The sequence below is a fragment of the Elusimicrobiaceae bacterium genome (assembly GCA_028700325.1).
GTDB lineage: Bacteria > Elusimicrobiota > Elusimicrobia > Elusimicrobiales > Elusimicrobiaceae > JAQVSV01.
This window is the reverse complement of the sequence record JAQVSV010000002.1, coordinates 1-21886: the sequence shown is the minus strand read 5'-3', so window position 1 is coordinate 21886 and position 21886 is coordinate 1. Positions and strand designations below refer to the sequence as shown.

Annotated in this window: 24 protein-coding genes; 11 read left to right on the top strand and 13 right to left on the bottom strand. The window is 61.0% G+C overall.

Annotated elements, in window-relative coordinates; genetic code table 11:
• Together PHW69_00515 and PHW69_00510 are read left to right on the top strand one after the other, a co-directional pair.
• Complete coding sequence (locus PHW69_00515; GenBank protein MDD4003670.1) at nucleotides 1–720, top strand: 4'-phosphopantetheinyl transferase superfamily protein; 720 nt, start codon at nucleotides 1–3, stop codon at nucleotides 718–720.
• Nucleotides 721–856: 136 nt separating this feature from the next.
• On the top strand, nucleotides 857–2485 hold the full coding sequence (locus PHW69_00510) for an acyl-CoA carboxylase subunit beta (GenBank protein MDD4003669.1): 1629 nt from the start codon (nucleotides 857–859) through the stop codon (nucleotides 2483–2485).
• A 71-nt stretch (nucleotides 2486–2556) separates the two neighbouring features.
• Here the strand turns inward: PHW69_00510 and PHW69_00505 are convergent, their stop codons facing one another.
• From PHW69_00505 to PHW69_00455, 11 genes are all read right to left on the bottom strand, one after another.
• Nucleotides 2557–3267 carry a hypothetical protein gene (locus tag PHW69_00505; protein ID MDD4003668.1) on the bottom strand — a complete coding sequence of 237 codons (711 nt, stop codon included), beginning with the start codon at nucleotides 3265–3267 and terminating at the stop codon, nucleotides 2557–2559.
• Between the two features lie 110 nt (nucleotides 3268–3377).
• Nucleotides 3378–4235, bottom strand: coding sequence for a hypothetical protein (locus PHW69_00500; GenBank protein MDD4003667.1), 858 nt, complete (start codon nucleotides 4233–4235; stop codon nucleotides 3378–3380).
• The gene (locus tag PHW69_00495; GenBank protein ID MDD4003666.1) at nucleotides 4235–4975 is read right to left on the bottom strand and encodes a hypothetical protein; all 741 of its coding nucleotides are present in this window, start codon (nucleotides 4973–4975) and stop codon (nucleotides 4235–4237) included. Before PHW69_00495 ends, PHW69_00500 begins: the two co-directional genes overlap by 1 nt.
• Nucleotides 4976–4994: 19 nt before the next feature.
• Nucleotides 4995–5666: a hypothetical protein gene (locus tag PHW69_00490; GenBank protein MDD4003665.1), complete on the bottom strand. Its 672-nt coding sequence runs from the start codon at nucleotides 5664–5666 to the stop codon at nucleotides 4995–4997.
• A gap of 7 nt (nucleotides 5667–5673) precedes the next feature.
• Nucleotides 5674–6936, bottom strand: coding sequence for a hypothetical protein (locus tag PHW69_00485; GenBank protein MDD4003664.1), 1263 nt, complete (start codon nucleotides 6934–6936; stop codon nucleotides 5674–5676).
• A gap of 44 nt (nucleotides 6937–6980) precedes the next feature.
• Nucleotides 6981–8108 carry a hypothetical protein gene (locus tag PHW69_00480; GenBank protein MDD4003663.1) on the bottom strand — a complete coding sequence of 376 codons (1128 nt, stop codon included), beginning with the start codon at nucleotides 8106–8108 and terminating at the stop codon, nucleotides 6981–6983.
• Entirely contained in the window at nucleotides 8108–9910 is a 1803-nt protein-coding gene (locus PHW69_00475; GenBank protein ID MDD4003662.1) for a glutamate mutase L, read from the bottom strand. Before PHW69_00475 ends, PHW69_00480 begins: the two co-directional genes overlap by 1 nt.
• The gene (locus PHW69_00470) at nucleotides 9900–10241 is read right to left on the bottom strand and encodes a hypothetical protein (protein MDD4003661.1); all 342 of its coding nucleotides are present in this window, start codon (nucleotides 10239–10241) and stop codon (nucleotides 9900–9902) included. The genes PHW69_00475 and PHW69_00470 overlap by 11 nt, the downstream gene beginning before the upstream one ends.
• Nucleotides 10242–10268: 27 nt before the next feature.
• On the bottom strand, nucleotides 10269–11744 hold the full coding sequence (locus PHW69_00465) for a M20/M25/M40 family metallo-hydrolase (protein ID MDD4003660.1): 1476 nt from the start codon (nucleotides 11742–11744) through the stop codon (nucleotides 10269–10271).
• On the bottom strand, nucleotides 11741–12223 hold the full coding sequence (locus PHW69_00460) for a DUF192 domain-containing protein (protein ID MDD4003659.1): 483 nt from the start codon (nucleotides 12221–12223) through the stop codon (nucleotides 11741–11743). The genes PHW69_00465 and PHW69_00460 overlap by 4 nt, the downstream gene beginning before the upstream one ends.
• A gap of 18 nt (nucleotides 12224–12241) precedes the next feature.
• Entirely contained in the window at nucleotides 12242–14035 is a 1794-nt protein-coding gene (locus PHW69_00455; protein ID MDD4003658.1) for a hypothetical protein, read from the bottom strand.
• 153 nt (nucleotides 14036–14188) lie between these two features.
• On the opposite strand from PHW69_00455, the gene PHW69_00450 reads away from it, so the two are divergent.
• The gene (locus PHW69_00450; GenBank protein ID MDD4003657.1) at nucleotides 14189–14404 is read left to right on the top strand and encodes a hypothetical protein; all 216 of its coding nucleotides are present in this window, start codon (nucleotides 14189–14191) and stop codon (nucleotides 14402–14404) included.
• Nucleotides 14405–14560: 156 nt separating this feature from the next.
• On the opposite strand, the gene dtd is transcribed toward PHW69_00450, so the two are convergent.
• Nucleotides 14561–14995, bottom strand: a complete 435-nt coding sequence (dtd, locus tag PHW69_00445) for a D-aminoacyl-tRNA deacylase (GenBank protein ID MDD4003656.1) — start codon at nucleotides 14993–14995, stop codon at nucleotides 14561–14563.
• Between the two features lie 106 nt (nucleotides 14996–15101).
• Here dtd and PHW69_00440 point away from each other — a divergent pair, with 106 nt between their 5' ends.
• Genes PHW69_00440 through PHW69_00410 form a run of 7 tightly spaced genes read left to right on the top strand, consistent with a single transcriptional unit; the run spans nucleotide 15102 to nucleotide 20485 of the window.
• Nucleotides 15102–15335: an Lrp/AsnC ligand binding domain-containing protein gene (locus PHW69_00440; protein MDD4003655.1), complete on the top strand. Its 234-nt coding sequence runs from the start codon at nucleotides 15102–15104 to the stop codon at nucleotides 15333–15335.
• Between the two features lie 58 nt (nucleotides 15336–15393).
• Nucleotides 15394–16377 carry an ABC transporter ATP-binding protein gene (locus PHW69_00435; GenBank protein ID MDD4003654.1) on the top strand — a complete coding sequence of 328 codons (984 nt, stop codon included), beginning with the start codon at nucleotides 15394–15396 and terminating at the stop codon, nucleotides 16375–16377.
• Nucleotides 16374–17168: an ATP-binding cassette domain-containing protein gene (locus PHW69_00430; protein ID MDD4003653.1), complete on the top strand. Its 795-nt coding sequence runs from the start codon at nucleotides 16374–16376 to the stop codon at nucleotides 17166–17168. Before PHW69_00435 ends, PHW69_00430 begins: the two co-directional genes overlap by 4 nt.
• Entirely contained in the window at nucleotides 17165–17359 is a 195-nt protein-coding gene (locus PHW69_00425) for a hypothetical protein (protein MDD4003652.1), read from the top strand. The genes PHW69_00430 and PHW69_00425 overlap by 4 nt, the downstream gene beginning before the upstream one ends.
• Nucleotides 17360–17415: 56 nt before the next feature.
• Entirely contained in the window at nucleotides 17416–18564 is a 1149-nt protein-coding gene (locus tag PHW69_00420; protein ID MDD4003651.1) for a M20/M25/M40 family metallo-hydrolase, read from the top strand.
• 6 nt (nucleotides 18565–18570) lie between these two features.
• On the top strand, nucleotides 18571–19596 hold the full coding sequence (locus PHW69_00415; GenBank protein MDD4003650.1) for an ABC transporter permease: 1026 nt from the start codon (nucleotides 18571–18573) through the stop codon (nucleotides 19594–19596).
• 1 nt (nucleotide 19597) lies between these two features.
• Entirely contained in the window at nucleotides 19598–20485 is an 888-nt protein-coding gene (locus tag PHW69_00410; protein ID MDD4003649.1) for an ABC transporter permease, read from the top strand.
• A gap of 7 nt (nucleotides 20486–20492) precedes the next feature.
• On the opposite strand, the gene arfB is transcribed toward PHW69_00410, so the two are convergent.
• Entirely contained in the window at nucleotides 20493–20900 is a 408-nt protein-coding gene (gene arfB, locus PHW69_00405; protein ID MDD4003648.1) for an alternative ribosome rescue aminoacyl-tRNA hydrolase ArfB, read from the bottom strand.
• Nucleotides 20901–21016: 116 nt separating this feature from the next.
• Between arfB and PHW69_00400 the strand changes: the two genes are divergently transcribed.
• Nucleotides 21017–21886: hypothetical protein (locus tag PHW69_00400; GenBank protein ID MDD4003647.1), on the top strand; the 870-nt coding region annotated here is incomplete at its 3' end.

Genomic DNA, 21886 nt, shown 5'->3' with positions numbered 1-21886 from the left:
ATGCCCTTTCTAATTGTCAAAACCGGCATGACCAGTCTGCCCCCGCCGGAAAGTTTTCTGGGGGGGGAGGAACTGTCGGTATACAACCGTTTCAAAATCGAAAAGCGGCGGCGCGACTGGCTGGCCGGACGCTGGGCGGCGAAAACCGCGCTGGCAGCGCAGCGGTGCCCCGGCGCAGATCTGCGCGGCCTGCTAATCTCGTCCGACAGCGAAGGCCGGCCGCTGGCTCTGTTTCTGGGCAAGCCTGTGACATGCCCCATTTCGATAACCCACAGCAACGGCGTTGCGCTTTGCGCCGCCGGACGCGGTACTACCGCCGCGCTGGGCATAGACCTTGAGAAAAGCGAAACCCGTTCGGTCGGCTGGGCGGAATTTTCGTTTCATAAAGACGAGCTGAAAAGCCACGCTCCCGAATTCCTGACCGCGCTGTGGACTCTTAAGGAAGCCGTGCTCAAAGCGGCGGGCACTGGCCTTAAAGCGGTGCTGAACGATATCAGGTTCGCTGCGGCCGACAACATAGCCCGAAACCTGCCGGAACTGCCGCAAACCCCGGCCGGGCCGGACTACTCGCGATTTCTGGAGCTGGCGGCTGTTGTCGCCCCGCCCGTGGTAACGGGCAATCTGGCGCAGCGCGAAGAAATCGCCCGGCTGGTGGCTTCCCTGTCCTACAGGACAGCCCGCACGGCGGACGGGTTTGTAGTCAGCGCGGCCTGGCGATAGCGCAGCCGGCGGGCAAAAACGTTCCCATTTTGATATTATTTAATGTATACATGGCGCCCGGGTTCAATCCCCCATATGTGGCCCGGAACCGCTGTGTCAACTGCTGAAAGTGCCGGTATATTACGGAGGAACGACAATGGAAGATTTTTTGCAGGCTGAACGCGCCGAAGCCGAAGCCGCCAGAAACAAAACCCGCAGGAAGAAGAAAAGAGTCATATCCCCGGCTCTGCTGCTGTTCCGCGCGACCTATGAAAAAGTCAACAAGGGCGGGCCGGAAGACCGCGTGGCGGCGCAGAAGAAAAAAGGCAAACTGACCGCCATGGAGCGGATCCATTACCTGCTGGACGAAAACAGCTTTTACCCCGTCGGCAGCCTTGTAGAAACCACCTGCGTGGATTTCGGAATGGCCGAAAACAAGATCCCCGGCGACGGCGTTATCACGGGGTTCGGAAAAATCAACGGGCGGGACGTGGCGGTCTACGCGCAGGATTTCACCCAGCTGGGCGGCTCGCTCGGCGCGGCGCACGCGAAGAAAATCGCGCGGCTGACGGTCATGGCCGCCAAATCGCGGTTCCCGGTTATCGGGCTGCTCGATTCGGGCGGGGCGCGCATTCAGGAAGGCGTGTCCAGTCTCGACGGGTTCGGCGAGATTTTTTACCAGAACGTGCAGGCCTCCGGCATTGTGCCCCAGATTTCGGTGGTATTGGGCCCCTGCGCCGGCGGCGCGGTTTATTCGCCCGCGCTGACCGACTTCGTTTTCATGGTCGAAGGAATCAGCCATATGTTCGTGACGGGCCCCAACGTCATCAAATCGGCGACCGGCGAAGAAGTGGATTTCGACACGCTGGGCGGCAGCATGCCGCACTCGGAGAAAAGCGGAGTCTGCCATTTCGTGGCCAAAAGCGAGCAGGACTGTTTCCGGCAGGTGCGCGAACTGCTCGGTTTCATTCCGCAAAGCCGCTACGACCGTCCGCCTACGGAGCATAACGAGGATCCCATAGACCGCAAAATAACGCTGCTTGAAAAAATCAGCGAACTGCATCCGCGCAAGCCCTACCGGGTGCAGCACATCATCTGGTGGCTGGCCGACCAGCATGAATTCTTCGAGATACACCAGAATTTCGCGAAGAATATCGTAGTGGGGTTTATCCGGCTCGGGGGCGACACGGTGGGCGTGGTCGCCAACAACCCCGCTCATCTGGGCGGCGCGCTCGACATCGCGGCGAGCGTGAAAGCGGCCCGCTTCATAAGGTTCTGCAACAATTTCAACATACCCGTATTAAGCCTCATAGATATCGGCGGCTACTACCCCGGCCTGGAGCAGGAACACGGCGGCATCATCCGCAACGGCGCGAAACTGCTGTTCGCATACGCCGAGGCGACGGTGCCGAAAATCTCGCTTATCCTGCGCAAAGCCTACGGGGGCGCGTATATCGCGATGAACTCCAAATGCATGGGGAGCGATTTCAACTACGCGCTGCCCAACGCCGAGATCGCCGTCATGGGCCCGCAGGGCGCCATTGAAATACTCAACGCCCGCAAGTTCAAAACCATGCCGCCGGAAGAACAGCTCAAGGAAAAAGAACGCATGACCACGGAATATGCGGCCAAATTCGCCACGCCGTACCACAGCGCGGCGGCCGGCGCGCTCGACGAAGTGCTGGAACCGGCGGACGTGCGGTTCCGGCTGATCCAGTCGTTCCGGCTGCTCAAGAAAAAACGCACGCCCGGAGAAGTGTCGCTCAAAGGCAACATGCCCACCTGAAACTGCCCGCCTGAAGAAAACCCCCCGCCTGAAACAGGCGGGGGGTTTTTCGTTAGCGCGAATTTACTTTTTTAATTGCCGCCGAAATAATAACGCAGCGCCAGCTCGCCGCGCACGCCGGTATAATCCTGGCTGTAATTATCGCTGCCGGAAGGCTGGGAGGAGGAGGCCACAATCTGGCGGCCCACCGGTTGCGGAACCGTATACAGCTGCGAATCGGACCCGCTCACGGTGCCTTTCATCTTGTCGAACCTGGCGCCGAACAGATAGGCAATATTCACGCCCAGAGCAAACCGTTTCGAAATATACCATTCCGCGCCGGCGTCAAGATGCGGCACCAGTTTGGTCTGCTTGAAATCGGTATTGATATTGCTGCTGGCGGAACCGGAAGTAGCCATATTGGTGCACGCGCTCATGATATCCGCGCCGCCTCCGAGCCGGTACGCGAAAGAACTGTCCTCGGCCTTAAGTTTCCAGTAAACCGTGATGGGGAAAGACTGCGCGCTCGCCTTTAAAGTGCCCGCGGAATTGGGAATGGATTCCTCCAGCTTGATCTCGGAAATCGAGTTTAGCCCGAGCGACACTCCGAGCCTGCTCGGCCCTTCCGTTTCAAAAAACAGTTCCGCGCCCAGAAACCCGTTATTGGTTGTAAGTTCGCTGCTGTAGTTGGAAGACGCGCTTGCCCAGTAGTCAACTTCCTTCTGGAAATCCGTATCGCTGGCGGTAACCGCGCCGGCTTTCAGGCCAATTCCCCAGTAGGCAAAAACGCCCGTCTGCGCCATTGCCAGCAGACAACCGCGATGATTTTCTTGTTCATGACAAAGCCTCCCTAAACATTAGATGGTTTATACCAGTATAGCAAAACAGGAGTCCTTAAAAAGCGTGATCATGCTCACACCGGTCCGTCCGGGGGTTTTGACCGCGGCGCGCGCAAAGGCAGAGGATAGCCTTTCGAACGCCAGAAAAGAAAATTTGACAGCAGCATCAACAGCAGCAGAAACAGCTGGCCCAGACTGATCGCGTTAAGCGCGCGGGTGGCCGGGCCGTAATAACCCAGCAGCTGCTCGTATTCCGCGCCGCCGCGAACGGACGGCGCAAGCCCCGCCAGCTGGCCTGAAGAATAATAGGGCCGCAATGACAGTTCTGCTCCGCCGTTGCAGGCGATGAGCAGTTTCCCGCCGGTTTTATCGGTTCCGTAGGCCAGCCACGGGGGGAACCCGTCAAACCCCGCGCCGACCTGCACGACAAGCGGGATATCGTGAAGAGTGCGGACTCCGTTGAAAATTTCCAGCCGCTCAAGCGGAGTGCCATGCGAATCTTTCGGAAACACGTTGGCGAAACCCGTAGCGAGGCCCTGTATCACAAACGCTTCGTTCGGCTGCCAGCCCAGATACACATAATCGCGGCCGTATACCCGGTTAAACCGGCGCGCGTTGCGCTCGATTACCATTTGGGCGGTGCCGACGGCCCCGTCCACCAGCGACAGCCCTATCACCCGCACGCCGCGGCGGAACGCGTGCCGGCAGACCGCGTCAGCCGCAGGCTCCAGCTCGGTATTGAAAGAGGGTATGAAGTCTATCGAAAGCGCGATTATTCCGCCCGGCGGTACGGCTTCCAGCTCCCGGTAAAACGCGCGCGCAGGATCCGACACTTCAAGCGGCGGCAACCGCACCGGCAGAAATATCGGCGCGGCAAGCACCAGCCCGAACACAAGCCAGATGACGCGTTTATCCGGATTCAACAGTTTCATCAGCCGTTCTGTTCCTTTTTCCCGCGCCCGTAATAATACGCCAGAAAACCGGTCACGGCGGCCGCCAGCGCAAACGTAGCGCAGCCGTAGCTCCGCCCGCCGTAAACATACAGGTCGGAAAACCGCCCGTACAAAAGCGAAAATCTCGACATCACGGTAACCCCGAACGACGCGCCCAGATACACCATCAGAAAACAGATCCCGACCGCCGGAACCCGCCGGGCGACCGGACCCTTGTGTTCCGCCGAAAAAAAGAAATAAAACACAACGCTCGCCGTGCCCGCCGCCATGACAAGCAGGGAAAACGCGCGCCACAGCGCCGCGCCCGACCAGTCCGGCCCGCCGCCCGGCCCGATCAGCAAAAGCGGCGTCAGCGCGCCCTGCAGCTGCTTTAACAGCATGGTGGCAAGCACCGCCGGGATCGCCACCCCGGCCCCATACCCCATTATAAAAGCGAACCCGAACCGGCTGAGCCACGCGCGCCGCCGGTTCAGCCGGGCCAGCAGCGTAAGCCCCAGAACCGCCGGCACCAGCGGAGTCAGATCGCCCAGCAGCAGCGGCTCCTGCACTTTCGGAACCCACACGTTAAACAGCATCACGCTGAAATAGTATCCGACCGATATGCCCAGATACAAATGCTCCGCTATCCTGAAAAGCGGGTTTTCGCGATACAGGAAACTGTAGACGAACAGGGTAAGCCCCGCCGCCAGCCACGCTCCCAAAATCACCGAACCGTCCATGAAAACTCCTTGAAAAAACTCAATCTCCGCCCAGATACTTTTTCTCGACGCCAGTTATGATTTTTACCGACGTGGCGATCGCACCCAGCGCAATACCGATCATTATCCCGCGCCGGCCCGCCACATCAGGCACGTTAAGCACCCATTCCACTATTTCCAGAATGCTCAGGCCCGTCCAGCCCAGCAGGTCATTCCAGATCAGCTGACCCAGCGGAACCCGCCCGAAAACAAGCACTGCGGCGGCCGCGAACAGAAGAAAAGCCTGCCCGTTTTTTATCCTGAACGCCCGATAGGCCGTGGACACTATGTAAAAACCGAGCAGGGAATAGATCGTGCCCTGAAGCGGATAAAGCATATAGGTGTACATCCAGCCGAAGCAGGTAAGCGCGCCGTCAGGCGAAAGCGCCTGCGCGCGGCTTGCCAGCCCGGTGCCGGCGCCGATCGCAAGGCCGATGAACAAAACCGCGCTGTAACCCCAGCCGGCGCGCTGGCTCAGGATGTTTTTCAGATGCGGCGTGACAATGCTGTAAAGTCCCAGCAGATACGCGAAAAAACCCATTATGAGAACCGTTCGGTTCGCGTTCTCCATAAAACTCCGCGCAACCGGGTGCGGCACATAATACTGCGCGAAGCACAGCGTGCCCGTTATGAAACAGATGATAAGCGGAAGGCGTTTTTTTATAAAATCCATCATATCCTCAAAAAGACGTAACCGGATCGGTTACAACCCGCACCAATTCCCGCCAGCCGAAAACCGTGCCCAGCGTGGTCGCCAGCAGCCCCAGCGCGATAATGGCCAGCACGGCCGCCTTGCCCGCGTCCTGACCCCGCAGAGTACCCACCTGCACCGGATCGCGCGACAGGTACGCGCTGGCCGCATACAGCTCCTCGCCCATAAGCGTATAATCGCAGGTGGTGAAGAAAAACGGCAGCTGGTGCTCGGCGTCGGTCGCGGCGATCTGAACCGCGCCCACGCTCGCGCCCACCTCCGCCAGCAGCAGCGACTCGGCGTAATAATAACCGGTGTAGATGCAGGCGGCGGGCCGGTCGCGCGCAATCATGCCGTCAACCGCGGCGGTGTAGGCGAACTGCTCGGAACTGAGAAAGAAATTCATGTCGTCGCGGTAGGCGTCGGGCCGCGCCGCGCTGGCATAGGACTGGCGGACTATCTCCTGACAGACGGTCATCGTCAGCGGGTCAATATGCGGCACTTTAAGCGCGGCCCCGTATGCCGCCGTTTTTTCCGCCACATTGCCCAGTATGGACACCGCCGCGATGGTTGACATTGACGAGATATCAAGCCGCCCCGTGAGATAATAAACCGGACGGCCCGTTTCGGCGGCCCGGCCCAGCGCGCCGTCGAGCGCGTCCAGCCCGGGCAAACGCCGCAGAAAATAGTCCTTCCGCCGCGCGCGCATGATAAACCACAGAAACACCGCCCACAAACCCAGCGCGTAAACCAGATTGTTCAGGCGCGGCAGGCTGAACCAGTTGGCGCGTGCGACCGCCGGCACGGCCGCGCTTTCCGCACGCGCGCCGTATTCGTCCGTCGCAACAACCTTGCAGTAGCACCGCGTTTCAAACCGGGACGCAGGCGCGGCGGCTCCGGAAGAAGAAACCGGAAACAGGCCGCTCAGCTCGACCCTGAGCGCGTGCGCGTTTTTCGAGCCGCTCCAGGCCCAGAACGGCAGTTTTATCCCGTCCGAGAAATTTTTATCGGACCGGAACGCGGCGGCCTTCATCCACGGCCCCTGCGCGGAGCTTGAAACCAGCACCTGATACGAGGCAAAAGGCCCGTCGTAAGGCATCGCCCTCCATTTGAGCAGCACCACGCCGCCCGCGTCGTAAGGCATGTCTTGCGCGGTAAGCCCCGCAACCGGATATAGCGCCGGCGCGGAAGCAAACGCCGCCGCGCAGGCAAAACCCCGCATCACCGCTGAAAACACAAACAGCTTTTTCATCATCGCCCTGCCCTGCGCCAAAGCGCAGGGCCAAACCTCAAAATTTATTTTTCCGCCAGTTCCGCATTGGAACGGGCGACGGTGACAACCTCGCCGTTTTCCAGAACCACTTCCATCACCCGCACACGGCTTTCGGTGGCAATTTTCACCAGCTCGCGCGGCAGTTTCGCAACCGTGCCCGATTTGCCGAAATACGGTTCGCGGACTATGCGCACGGTGTCGCCTTCCCTGATCTCCGCGCCGGTTTCCGGAACAGCCTCCCCGCTCCGGCCCGGCGGGCCGCAGGGAATGATTATTTCAGGCCGCACCGCGGCGCAGCGGATCTGAGTCGCTCCGCAAACCGAACCCCTGTCGCCCTGCCGCGCTTTAAGCAGGCGGAAAGTGTAATCCGCCATCGCAAAACGCCCGAACCCCTCGGTTATGACAATCACAAACTCCTCACGGGCCATGCCGGTAACGGCAGAACCGGTAGCGTAACCCGGAATTTCGCACAGGTCCCTGTCATGCACCGCGCCAACCACCAGCCCCGCCACGCCCAGCTGCCGCGCACGCCGAATGGTTTTTATGCCCGCGTAACCGCCGCCTACCACTATCTTCCCTTTGTGAGCCGGGGTCAACTGTTCCGACAAAAGCTCCCCGTCACTCGAACCCGCCGCCACGACCAGTTCGCCGCACGCCTCGCCGCCAACGCCGAAAATACCCTGAATGTAACTGGCCCGGGCGGATACGGTGGCGCCGCACCCGTCAAAAACTTCGGTCACCTCCCCGTCAATAAAAGCAGTCAGTTCAAGCGGCCGGGGCGGCTCGCGCAGCAGCAGCTGTCCGGTTATCTCCGACACGCTTTCAACCACTCCTGACACGGGCGAACGAACCGTCGCTTTCAGCCATTTGAAAAACGGCCTGTTTTCCGCCAGCACGGCGCCTTGCGCGACAGTATCGCCGGCCTTTACGGCCAGCACATCCTTAAGCGCGCCCGGCTCCACGCCCATGGCGTTCGCCACGTTCACCAGATACGCCTTGCCCGGCAGTTCCGCCGACGCTACGGTGTCGCCGGCGCGCACCCTGTCGCCTTTTTTCACACCGACCACGCCGTCCAACGGCAGCAGCCGCTTTTTTGATACCGTCACGCACGGCATCGCTTTCAGGCAGGGAGCGCAGAACCGGGCCGGCATCAGCCATGCTCCGGATAAAGCGCCAAAGCCCTGAACCAGCGGTTGAGCTGGCGGCGACGGACAGGCGGCTCGGTTTCCAGAACTAGAGGGCGTCCGCGCCCGTCCAGCACAAACCCGGCCTGCCCGCGCTCCGCCTCCACGCAAACCGGCCGGCCCATGCCCGCGCCCAGATCGAACCGCCGGGCGGGCCGGAGGGTAACGCAAGCGGGGCCGGCGCAGGGCACAAGTCCGATCTCTCCGGCCGGAACCGCGCCGCGGCGCGTTTCGCCGCCGGGGAATTTCATTTCATAATCCAGGCACGGCGCGCCGGCCGGCGCCGAACCGAGCGGCGCGATGCAGACGCCCAGCGGCACAAGACAGTCGTTATAAAACACATCCAGCGCGGCCCGCTCGCAGACTCCGGCAAGCGCGCCAAGCTGGGGCATCATGAAAACCGAATCAACCGCCAGAGCGGTCACGCCAGCCGGCTGGAAAGCGTCAAGCATCATAAGCAATGCCTGCGCGCGGCGCGGCGCGCGGGCCAGAATTCCGCCTGACCCGATGATATAGTCCAGCTTCACAAGATCCACAATCCCGCCGGCGGCGGACTGCGCGAAGGCGTCGGCAATAGTGCGCTCACGGCCAACGCCCTTGATTTCCGTCGCGAGCCGGCAATGCTGTTCAAAAGCCAGCCGCAGAGCCTCGCGGGCGACGGCGTGCTCTATCATGAGGTCTTCAATCGTCTGGGCTATGGTGGCGGGCCGGATCATCTTGTTTTTCAGCCGGTCGCGCAGGTCGGATTCGTCCATTTCAAACGGCAGCCAGCGCGTGATCTTCTCCGCGCCCGCCTCGGCAAGCACGTTCGCCGCGGAGTAACTCATGCCGAGGTTCGCGCTCACGGTGCGGTTAAACACGCCTCCGAAAACCGAAAACACGTCGGTCGTAGCGCCGCCGATATCCGCCGCAAGCACATTGGCGGACCGGGCGCGGGCGAACCTTTCAACCATAATGCCGGCCGCCGCCGGCGTGGGCAGCACGGCGCCGCGGGCCATTGCCGCGAGTTTTGCGTAGCCCGGCGCCTGCCGCATGACATGTTCAAGGAAAATTTCATGAATTTTCCGGCGCGCCGGAGCCAGGTTCTCGCGCTCCGGCGAAGGGCGCAGATTGTCCGCTTCGTAAAACGCCGTTTTTTCGCCCAGTATAGAGGCGACGCGCTCCCGCGCGTCGCTATTGCCAGCGAACACGAGCGGCAGTTTATAGCCCCGTCCGAGCCGCGGCAGGGGATCCGCCGCCGCTATGCATTGCGCCAGTTCCAGCACATGGGAAACCGAGCCGCCTTCGGTGCCGCCGGACAGCAGTATCATGTCCGGCCGGAGCTGGCGGATAAACTCGATTTTTTCATGCGGCGCACGGCAGTCGTTTGAAGCCAGCACGTCCATCACAATCGCGCCCGCGCCAAGCGCGCAGCGCCGGGCGGATTCGCCGGTCATTTCCAGTATCGCGCCCGCGACCAGCATCTGCAAGCCGCCGCCCGCGCTGCTGGTGGAAACATAAAGATCCGCGCCCGCGCCGCCAGCTGCGGGCGTGATCAGCTCTCCGCCGCGCAACAGCGTCCTGCCCGACAGCGTTTCCAGTTCCGCCAGCGCGTTGCGCACTCCGCAGGTCACATCCTCAAAAGGGGCCTCCACGGTGGTGGGCGCTTCGCCGCGGCAGGTCTGGCGGTAAACGCCGTCTTTTTTCTCGATCAGGATCGCTTTGGTGGTGGTGCTGCCGCAGTCGGTCGCGATTATGACGCCGGGAACCGGCCCGCTGTCATTCCGCATCGCGTTCACCCGCCCCCGTATTTTCGGACGGCGCGTCATCCGCCGACAGCAGCTGCGCCAGCAGCTCCGCCGCCCGGGGATTTTCGAAAACAAGAAAAAACCGGCCGGCCCGGTCCGGTCCGTAAACCAGTTCGGCGAACGGACGCAGAAACAGCGCCGCCGAAAACCCCAGAAAATGCAGCGGACGCGCACTCTCCACCGCCAGAAACGCCGGCTGGCGCAACCCTTTGGCCCGCAGCCGGGCGGCGGTCCGCCGCACAAACAGTTCATCTTCGCGGCCGAGTTCCGGCGCGGGCGGCAAAGCGAACGCGTTGGCTGGATTTATTTTCATTGCATGCACACCAAAACCGGCACCCGCCTAGCGCGAAGGCTGGCCGGCGGGCTTTACCGCGCCGGAAACAGGCTTGGCCGGCTGGGTGGAAACAACGGCGAACTCGCGCGCCACGCCGTATACGAAATCGAAATACCGGTAAAGCGAATCAAGCCGGATTTTTTCGTCCGGCGCATGCGCCTCGTCCAGCTCGCCGTAGCTTTTCGGCGCGCCCAGCCCGTAGGCTATCACTCCGGCGCGGCGCAGAAATTCGGAATCGGTGGTGCCGGGAATCATTCCGCCGGCAACCGCCACGCCCGGCATCTGCGTCCCGGCGACAGCCGTTATCGCCCGGTAAAGCTCGTCATCCTGTGTCATCGCCGCAGGAAACGGCAGCCGCGGACTTTCGACCACGCTCACGGTCACTCCGTACGGCGCGACAGTTTTGCGTATTTGCTCTACGAAATCATCCACGCCGGAATCGTAAAGCAGACGGCAGTTGAGCAACGCCCACGCCTGAGCAGGCACGGCATTGTTGTCCTGCCCGGCGCGCACGACGGTAGGGGTTACGGTGTCGCGCAGCTGGGCATTGAAAAACGGGTCGTAGGCGATTGTTTCGGCCGCCGCGGCGGCCTTACGGGAATCGCCGGAAAAAAACAGATCGAAAGTAGTCCGGCCGTCGGCCCCCTGAATGGCGTAAATGGACCGGAAGAATTTTTCCGCCGTCGGCGTTACGCGGACCGGCAGTTTAAGCCTCTCCACCGCCGCCAGCGCGGCGGCCAGCGAGTAAATAGAATTGGAGCGCGGCGGCAGGGCGGAATGCCCTGCGGTGCCTTCCGCCGTAAGCCTGAGATCCAGATACATCTTGCCCGCGGTTTCGACAAACACCAGAAGCGGCTTGCCGGCTTCGTCGGTGATAACTCCGCCGCCCTCGTTCAAGGCGTACCCGCCGGGCGGCTTGCCTTTCCAGCGGGTTTCGAGCAGCCACGCAAGGCCATACCCGGAGCCCGCTTCCTCGTCGGGCGTGGCAAGCATGATAACGTCGCGCGAAAGCTCGGCGCCGGAGCGCTTGAGCGCGACCAGCGTCATCAGGTTTATCGCGGTAAGATCCTTGCAGTCGGACGCGCCGCGCGCGTATATCTCGCCGTTTTTCTCAACCGGCGTGAAGGGCGGGGTCTGCCACTGCTCCGCATCCGCTCCGACAGTGTCAAGATGCGACAGCAGCAAAAGCGGTTTCCCGCCCGTGTTTTTCGGCGCGCGCAGAAAAGCGGCCAGCGCCGCGCGCCCGGGTGTGGACTCGTAAATTTCCCAGTCAATGCGCTCGTCGTCAAGCACGCCGTAAAGGTAACGCGCCGCCTCCAGTTCGTTGCCCCTCGGCTGCGCCGTATTGATGCCCAGCAGGCTGGAAAAATGCCGCTTCAGCTCGGGATAATAATCCGGCGCCTGCGCCCGCTGCGGCTCCTGCGCCAGCGCGGCGCTCCCGCCAAGCAGCACGATAAGGGGGAGAAAAGAAAAAAAGGTCATTTGGCGGCGGTGTCCGGTTTTGTGGAATTGAGCGCGGACAGGTCGAATTTCAGCTTGTCGCCTTTTTTCAGGCCGTGCGCCTTCGCTGTTCCGGCGGGCACTTCCAGCACATAGCGCGCCAAACCGGCGCGCCGGGCGGGGTTTTGCACCGAAACGGAAAGATCCGCCGCAGGCACATTCTCATGCACGCGAGTGACGGCATGATCATCGCCGATAAAAACCATATCCAGCGCAATAACAGTGTTAAGCATCCAGAATATCCGCCGGGTTTCCGACCCGCCAACAAACAGCATGCCCGCGTCTTTCGCCAGTTCCGTGCGGAACTGAAGCCCCAGCTCCTGCTCCGTTCCGGTAACGGCCAGCTCGGCCCGGACGCGGAACCCGTCCGGAAAAACGACATCGGTTACGGGCAGCTTCTGCTCCCCGGCATAAGCTGGCGCGCACAACAGCAGTGCAACCGCCATAACGCATGTCTTCATAGCATCAATAATACTTTATTAGGGGTTGCCGGTGCCAGCCGCGGCGGAAGCGCCGCCGTAAAGCTTTTTATGCCGCACGACCGCGTCACGGGCGGCGCTGACCCAGTCCTGCGTGGTTTCATTGCCTTTGCGGCCGTAAAGCAGGCGGCCCAGGTCATGGATAAACAGGCCTTCGGCGTTTCCTTTGGGGCCGTAAATCCCGTCGCCGGCCCAGTTGAGGCGGCGGGCGAACTCCCGGCTGCCGCGTTTCTGATGCAGGGGCGCGTCCACTATATCGCCGACCACGAGGCGGGTGTCCCCTTTTTCCAGATAGCCGCTCCAGTCGCGCATCATGGTCGCATACTGACCGTCATCGGCCTCATAGAGCATTACGGCGTCAATATCGGCTCCGGCGTCCACTATCATTGCCGGGTCCTGCCCGTGCTGCCAGCCCTTGTTCCAGCCGAGCGTGTAAGCCCACAGCAGTTTACTGTCGCCGAGCCGCGTTTTGATGTGATGCACTATCTGGGCCACCCGTTCGGCGCGCCACCATTCCCAGGCTTCTATCAGATTACGGTCCGCGCGCGTTATTTTTTTGCGCGCGAACGCTTCAATGCGCTGGTCGCGGTTCATACGGTCCCAGCCTGCGGGCTTTGCGATCCACCACATATCGCGATAGAACTCCTCGCACATCTCATAGCCGCCGAGCGCGTTCCTTATATAGTCCAGCCCGAGAAAATCCACTTCCGGCATGTCGCGGAATTTTGACAGCAGGTCGGCTATATCGTCCGGCCGGTTCGGATCCAGCAGCGAAATGCTGCGCACGCGCGTGACTTTGCCGTCAACAAGATCGTACGCCCATTTGTAAGGCAGCCAGTCTTTGTCGGGGAAGGCAAGATAGCTCATCTCCCACACTCCGAACTTCACGCCGCGCTTGTGGCATTGCGCGCCGATATTGCGGATCGCCTCGAAATCCACGGTGTCCCATATTCTGCCTTTGGTGCCGGTGGTCTTGCCGACCAGCACCCATAGCGCGTCGGCCTTGAGGCTGACCGCCCATTCGGCGAGGCTTTCCGCCGCAGGCTTCTTTTCGCCGGACGGGGATTTCATGGTCAGCCCCGCGTAGCGGCCGGAATATTCCAGCGTAACCGCCGAAAAGCCTTTTTTCAAAGGCGGCAGAACGCGCTTTGAAATCGTGAATTCGCGGACCGGCTCGTCCCCCGGTTCCAGCCCGGCGTTCAGCAGCCGCAGCGAATACCGGCCGCGGGGCGGATTCCACGGAATGGGGAACCGGCCTTTCCAGGTCCGGGTTACCGGATCGTACCGCAAAGGCACGTCCCTCAAGCCGCCTATGGAAGTCACCTGCGCGTCGTTGTGGAAAACGCCGGCGTAAAGCGGCGCCGTTTGCCAGCGGTCCCGGGTATACGGGTTGGGCGCGGCCGCTTCTATGTTCACATACCCGTAGCGCAGATAATCCGCGCGGTCGGTCGTAAGCAGCGCCTTTTTCAGACGTCCGAGATAAAAGAACAGAAACGGCACCAGCAGCAGATACAGCGCGGCGTATTTGAAAAATTTTAAAACCCGCAGCGCGGGAAACGGTTTATGCCCCGCCGGTTTGCCGCCGGCAGATTTGCGGACAGCGGGTTTGCGGCGCGCCGGTTTTTTCAGCGCGGTTTTTTTAACCGCAGGCTTTTTCGCGGCCTCTTTTCCGGGCGGCCTCTTTTTCCGGGCGGGTTTTTCCGCCGCCGATATCCCGGCGTACGATTTCCGCGGTTTGCGGGCCGCGCGCACCTTCCCGGCGGCAGGCTCCGCGGCTGCGGCTTGCGCAGGCACCGCAACCGGCGCATTTTCTGAAACGGATGCTTTTTTAAAAACCGGTTTGCGAACGGCGCGCGGCTTCTTCGCCGCGGGTCTGCGTGCGGCAGCTTTGCGCTTTTTGGCGGGTTTCCGGGCCGGCTCGCCCGGCTCCGCTTTTTCCGGCGCGGAATGAGAAACGGCGCCGCCGTCATTACGCCCCTCAGGCATGGGATCCGGCTGACCGGAAAACAGAACGGCCTGTTCCGCGGCGGCCTGCTGAACCGGAAGTTCGGCAGCGGCTTGCGCTTGCGGAGGAACCGGCTCCGTCTCAGTTTTTACAACCTTTTCCTCCGGCAGGCCCGGGCCGGGCTGCGGACCGGCGGGCAACGCTTCCCGCCCGGCTGATGGCGGCACGGTTTGTTCAGGAGCGGACTGCCGCGCCGCGGAGCCGGGCTGGCGCGGCAGAGAGGTTTCCCTCCGCAAATATCCGGGTTCCGCGGGGTCAGGCACAAAAGGGCGTTTGGGACGTTTGTTTCCGCCCGGGCCGGAGTTGTCCATTAGTTAAGCGTTTTCCTTCTCCAGCAGCACGGTGACCGGCCCGTCGTTGACCAGCGCGACCTTCATGTCCGCGCCGAACTCGCCGGTAAGCACGGCGATGCCGGATTTTTTCAGTTCGGAAACATATAGCTCATAAAGCGGAACAGCCGTTTCGGGCCGGGCGGCGGCGGTAAAATCGGGGCGAGCGCCTTTGCCGCAATCGCCGTAAAGAGTGAATTGCGAAATTACCAGCGCGGAGCCTTTTATATCCGTAACCGACAGATCGAATTTCCCCAGCCCGTTTCTGAAAATGCGCAGTCTGGCCGTTTTGGAGGCAAGCCAGACGGCCTGCTCCGGCGTGTCGTTCACTCCGACGCCGAGCAGCACCAGCAGCCCGCGCCCCACGCAACGGGTTTCGCCGTCCGGCAGGGTAACGCTCGCTTCCGACACTCTTTGCACCAGCGCTCGCATATATGCCGATATTTTACTAAATATAAATCAGGGCTGTTCGCTTTCCCGCATTTTGTATAATGACTCAAAATAGCCGCAAACGGGAGGCCTTAAAATGATCAGCGGTCTTGTGCTTGTAAAACTTAAACCCGGCAAAGAGAATGAAGTGCTCAAACGCATAAAAGCGGTTAAGGATGTGGCCCATGTGTCAGCCGTATTCGGCAGATGGGATCTGGTGCTGGATATGGAGTCGGAGGATTTGCAGACCATGTCGAACTGCGTCGTGCACCAGATCCGCGCCATACCCGGAGTGGACAGCACCGAAAGCCTTGTAACCACCGCCATCTGACAAGCTTTCTTACTGATGGAAAAACCCGGCATGACCGGTTTTTTCCATTGCGCAAGCTATGGCGCTTCTTGAAATAACCGGCCTTACGGTGGATTTCAGCACGGAGCTCGGCGCGCACCGCGCGCTGGAGGGTTTTTCGCTCGCGCTGGAACCGGGCGAAACGATGGCGGTGGTGGGGGAATCGGGCTCCGGCAAAACCGTGCAGGCGCTGGCGGTGATGGGGCTGCTTCAGTCGCCGCCCGCGAAAATAGTGGCCGGAACGGTAAAATACAACGGCACAAACCTGCTGGCTCTGGAGCCGGAGAAACTGCGCCGGCTGCGCGGCGACAGGATCGCCATGATTTTTCAGGATCCGATGACCTCGCTCAACCCGGTGTTCACCGTAGGCGCGCAAATCGAGGAAACACTGCTGGTTCACAACCGCGCCAGAAACCGGGAGGAAGCGCGCCGCCGGACAATCGAACTGCTGGCGGACGCCGGAATAGACAGCCCCGCCGACCGCGCGGGCCAGTATCCGCACCAGTTTTCCGGGGGAATGCGCCAGCGCGCGATGATCGCGTGCGCGCTCGCCTGCAACCCCGACCTGCTGATAGCCGACGAGCCGACCACCGCGCTTGACGTGACCATTCAGGCCCAGATTCTGAAACTGCTCGCCGGGCTCAGGCTGAAATACAAAGCCGCCGTCCTGCTCATCACCCACAATCTCGGCATCGTGGCTGAAAACGCCGACCGCGTGACCGTGCTGTACGGCGGCCGGGTTATGGAACGCGCGAAAACCGCGGAGCTGTTAGCCGCGCCGCGCCATCCCTATACCAGGGGCCTGCTGCGGTCCCTACCGTCGCTTAAAGGCAACCCCGACCGGCTGAGCGCGATTGCCGGCGCGCCGCCCGCGCCTTATGAAAAAATCTCCGGGTGCGTATTCTCGCCGCGCTGTCCCCGGGCGTTCTGGCCGTGCAAAACCGTGCAGCCCGCCGAAACGGTTTTTGAAGACGGTTCCGCCTGCGCCTGCCACCTCTACAGCGGCGGGAAGGCCGCGCCGTGACCGCGCTGCTGGAGGCTAAAAACCTCGTCAGGACCTACCGCATGAAAACCGCGTTTTCCGGCGTGAAGCAGGTGCGCGCGGTGGATGATGTTTCTTTGACGGTCAACCCCGGTGAGGCGCACGGCATAGCGGGCGAATCGGGCTGCGGGAAAACGACTCTGGCGAAACTGCTTTTAAGGCTGGAAGACGCGGACTCCGGGTCGGTTTTTTTCGACGGCCGCGACATAACGGCGCTGTCGGGCGGCGCGCTCAAGGCGTTCAGAAAACAGGCGCAGATAATTTTTCAGGATCCCCAGTCCAGCCTCGACCCGCGCATGACGGTGCGCGAGCTGATAGAGGAACCGCTCGTGATACACTCCACCGGCGACCGCGCGCAACGTCTTGAAACCGTAATCGCGCTGATGGACAAAACGGGACTGAGCGCTTCGTTCCTGGACCGGTATCCGCACGAGTTTTCCGGCGGACAGCGTCAGCGGATCGGGGTAGCCCGCGCGCTCGCGCTGAATCCCCGCCTGATAGTGGCGGACGAATGCGTTTCCGCGCTTGACGTTTCCATCCAGGCGCAGATTTTGAATCTGCTGAAGGATCTGCGCGCGGAATTCGGGCTAAGTTACCTGTTCGTGTCGCATGATCTTTCGGTTATGCGGTTCCTGTGCGACCGGATCACGGTCATGCACGAGGGCCGCGCGGTGGAAACGGGCCCCGCCTCGCAGCTGCTCGGCGCGCCCCGGCATCCTTACACTAAAACACTGCTGGCGGCGGTTCCGCGCCATCCCTGCGAACGGACATGAACGGCAGGCCCGCAAAAAAAGTAAAATTTTTACTGTCCTGCGCGAAATATGCGGGGGCGGGTTTATGCGCGGCCATGCTGGCATATTTTCTGCTGTCGGTCTGGGGCGCGATGAACCGGATGGAAAAAGCGGCGGGCGGGAAGACTCCGCCGCAGAAACCGAAACCCGGCCGCGTGCTTCAGACGATGTAGCTTATTTGCGGGAAACCGCGGTCAGGCAAGCGGTCAGGCAAAAGGAGAGGAACACAATGCACTCAAAAATCAACGAGAAACGGATGCTGGACACTTTTGTGGAGCTGGTGAAGATTGATTCGGAATCGCTGGCTGAAAAAAACATCGCGCTCAGGCTGGAAAAAGAACTGAAAAAACTCGGCGCGAAAACGGTTTTCGATAACGCCCACAAAAAAACCGGCGGCAACTGCGGCAACCTGATCGCCAGATTCCCCGGCACAGTCAAAAAACCGGCGTTTCTTCTTTCGTCGCATATGGACACGGTGAAACCCGGCAAAGGGGTGAAACCGAAAATCGGCAGGACGACCGTCACCTCCGACGGAACCACCATTCTCGGCGCGGACTGCAAAAGCGGCATCACCGCCATTCTGGAAGTGCTGCGGGTATTAAAGGAAAACAGGCTGCCGCACCCGCCGCTCGAAATCGCGTTTACCGTGTCGGAAGAAATCGGCCTGCTGGGCTCCAAAAACCTCGACTATTCGCTGCTGACCGCCAAAGAGGGGCTCGTGCTCGACAGCGAAACCCCGGAAACCATCACCGTCAAAGCGCCGTCCACCTGCATGGTGAAAGCGGCCATCAGAGGGCTCGCCGCGCACGCCGGGATGCTGCCGGAGGAAGGCATCAGCGCGATCAAGGTCGCGGCCGAAGCGATCCACGCCATGAAACTGGGCCGGATAGATTTTGAGACCACCGCCAATATCGGCGTGATAAGCGGCGGCAACGCCCGCAACATCGTGCCCGGCGAAGTGCATCTGCTGGGGGAAGCGCGCAGCCACAATATCAAAAAACTCGACAGGCAGACGAAGCACATGCGCGCCTGTCTTGAAAAAGCCGTCAAACGCGCCCGGCTCAAGGTGCGCGGCAAGCTGCATCAAGCGCAGCTGGACCTGCAGATCACGCGGGAATATCCGAACCTTGACGTGCCGGCGACGGATGCCTGCGTCAAAACCATAATCGCCGCGGGCGCGAAAGCGGGAGTGAAGATAAAACCGGTTGCGTCGGGCGGCGGAGCAGATTCCAACGTCTATTTCGGGCACGGCATCAAGGCTCTGGACATCGGGTGCGGCATGGGAAAAGCGCACAGCCTGGAGGAATACCTTGATATCAGGGCGATGACCGACTGCGCGAAAGTCGCGCTTCAGGTTGTCGTGGACCGGGTGGAATAACCGTTTATGCGCGCGTTCATTCTCCGGCGGCTGGCCGCGCTGCCGCTTGTGGTGGCGGGTGTCACGCTGCTGCTGTTTGCGCTTACGCAGCTCCTGTCGCCGGAGATGCGCGCGTCGCTTTATGTGAAAGACCCGCGCCAGCTCGACTCGCTTGCCGAAATAATCAAAACGCGCGGGCTGAACGATCCCGTTCTGGTGCAGTACGGGCGCTGGCTGGGAATGCTGGCGCGCGGCGAACTGGGCTATTCGGAAACCGCGAACATGCCGGTAACCGAAGCGATAAAAGCGTACCTGCCGGCCACGCTTGAGCTGTCCGTCGCCACAATGGCGCCGGTGCTGCTGCTGGGGATCTGGCTGGGCACTTTGTCGGCCGTGAAAAAAGACAGGTGGGCCGACCATCTCATACGCGCCGGCTCAATCACTTCCTATTCCCTGCCGATTTTCGTGCTGGGGCTGCTGCTGCTGATGTTTTTCTACGGCAAGCTCGGCTGGTTCGAGCCGGGCAGATATTCGCTGGAAACCGATTATCTCATCAGCGCGGGCGGCTTCACGCGCCATACCGGACTGCTGACCATAGACGCGCTGTTAAACCGGAACATGACGGTTTTTCTGGACGCGCTGAAACATCTCGTGCTGCCAGCTTTCGCTTTATGCATAGGAAGCGCGGCACTGATGATCCGGGTGATGCGGTCATCGATGCTGGAGGAGCTGGGCAAGGATTATGTCCGCACGGCGCGCGCCAAAGGCCTGCCGGAATGGCGCGTGCGATATGTGCACGCGGGCAAAAATGCGCTGATACCGGTAATCACCGTGGCCAGCCTTCAGTTTGTGAAACTGCTGGGCGGAGTGGTGATCATAGAAACAGTTTTCGCTTTTCCCGGCATAGGCCGCTGGGGAGTGACGGCGGCGCAGCAGCTCGACATACCGGGCGTGCTGGGCTTTGCGCTGATGACCTCGCTGCTGTTTGTGACGGGCAATCTGCTGGCTGACATAGCCTATGCGTGGGCCGACCCGCGCATAAGGTACCGGTAACATGGCGGCCAAAATATTCAATCTGCGCACCTGGCGCAAAATCAAAGCCAGCAAGGTTTCGCTTGCCGGCGCGGCTATCATAGCGCTGTTCACACTCACCGCGGCGTTCGCGCCACTGCTCGCGCCGGCGGAACGCGGAGCAGACCCGTATCTGATGCCACAGTCCGGCTACTCGCCGGAACCGGCGCCGCCCTCCGCACAGCATATCTTCGGCACGGCTGAACAGCAGTACGATATTTTTCACGGCATCGTGTGGGGCTGCCGCACCGCGTTTAAAACGGGAGCAAGCGTGGTGGCGGTTTCGGCTTTTATCGGGATACTGCTGGGCGGGCTGGCAGGCTACGCCGGCGGAAAAACCGACGAGGCGCTTATGCGGATAACCGATATAGTACTGTCGTTTCCGTCCATAGTGCTGGCGGTGGTGATAGTGGCGATGCTGGGGCCGGGACTGTATAAGGTGATGATCGCGCTGGCGGCTGTTTCCTGGCCCGCCTATGCGCGGCTCGTGCGCGGGGACGTGATGAGCATAAAACAGCGCGATTTCGTGACCGCCGCGAAAGCGCTGGGCGCGGGGCACGGCAGGATTTTCTTCCGCCATATCCTGCCGAACTCGATTTATCCGGTGGTGATTGTGGCGAGCCTCGACACCGGTGCGGTGGTGCTTACCGCAGCCGCCCTGAGTTTTCTGGGGCTGGGCTCTCCGGTCGGCTATGCCGACTGGGGGCAGCTCATCGCAATGTCACGCAACTGGATTCTGGGAACCGCCGGCAATCCGTTCGCCTACTGGTACACGGTCACGGTGCCGGGCGGCGCGATTTTCCTGTTCGTGCTGGGCTGGAACCTGCTGGGCGACGCGTTCCGCGATATCGCCGATCCGAAACAATACTGACAACGCCTCAAAAATCTTTCCCGCGCCGCAACTGCTTGACGGCGGAGCGGCGTTTTTTCGCGTCGAGCCGGCGCGCTTTCGACGCGCGTGTCGGCCGGGTAGGCTTTCGCCGCACGGGCACGCGCAGGGCGCGGGCTATAAGGTCAAGCAGGCGGGCGCGCGCGGCAAGCCTGTTCTGCTGCTGGGTGCGGTACTCGCCCGCGACAATAAGGATATCGCCTTCAGCCGTCAGCCTGGCGCCCGCCAGTTTTCCAAGCCGCGCCAGCGCAGCCGGCGCAAAACCCGCCCGGCCCGCGAAAAAACGCAGCTGCACCGCGGTGGACACCTTATTGACGTTCTGCCCGCCGTGCCCCGCGCTCCTGACGAATTTTTCCTCAAAAGTGCCGGGAACCAAAAACAATTCCGCGTTTTCCATGCCTGATTTTACCAGTTTCCGCGCGCGCCCGCATATGAGCCGGATGCGGGCTATGGATGCGGGCTATAGCGGGCTATATTTGATATAATGAAATTATGAGCTGGACGGAGGGTAAGATGAAAAAGCTTCTGGCTGTTGCATTACTCGTTTCAATCAGTCCCGGCATGCTGTTGAAAGCCGAAGAAACAGCCGGCCGGACAAAGCTCAGACAGCGGATATCGGAACCCGTAACACAATCCGCACCGCAACAGCCAGCCGCGGAAACCCCACCCGGTCAAACAACCCCTGCCGCCGGGCCGGAGCAACCCGCGGCAGCAGAACCCGAGCCGGCGGTAACGGCCCCGGAGCAGGCCGGCGCTTCCGCCGCGCAGGCTTCATTATGGCAGAACCCGGCGGACGAATACAAAGCTCCGTCCGTTGAAACGCTGGCTGGCTTCAGCATCGTGCCGAACAACCAGTGGAAAACCGGCCAGTTCGTTTCCTACGAAGATTATCTCTCCGTGGATTTCGACGCGACAGCGCTCACCACCTACGAAGGCAGCATCTGGCACAACAAAACCGGGCTTAAGCTGGGCATCAGCGCGGATGTGGAAAACAACGTCATCGGCAAGCTCAACAGGTTCATGGGTTTTCTCGGCTACAAAAGATTCATACTGCGCGTGCAGAACGGAAGACTGCGCGGCACCGCCTATTGGACCGGCCCGGCTGTAGCCGGCCAGCCCGGCAGCACGAAATTCGACAATAAATACACCAATATTGACCTGCTGTACTGGATGAAGGGCGGTTCAAACGGGATGTACTGGGGGCTCGGCTATAACGAATACGCGCTGCCGGTTCAGGTGAACGCCGAACTGTACAGTGCGTCAAGAGGCGAAATAGTTTACGGCAACGCGGTCTATCAGGACAATATGGAATACAAAACATATACCGCCATGTTCGGGTTCGACACGATGACAGGCGCGGCCATGAACTCGCAGAGAGGGTGG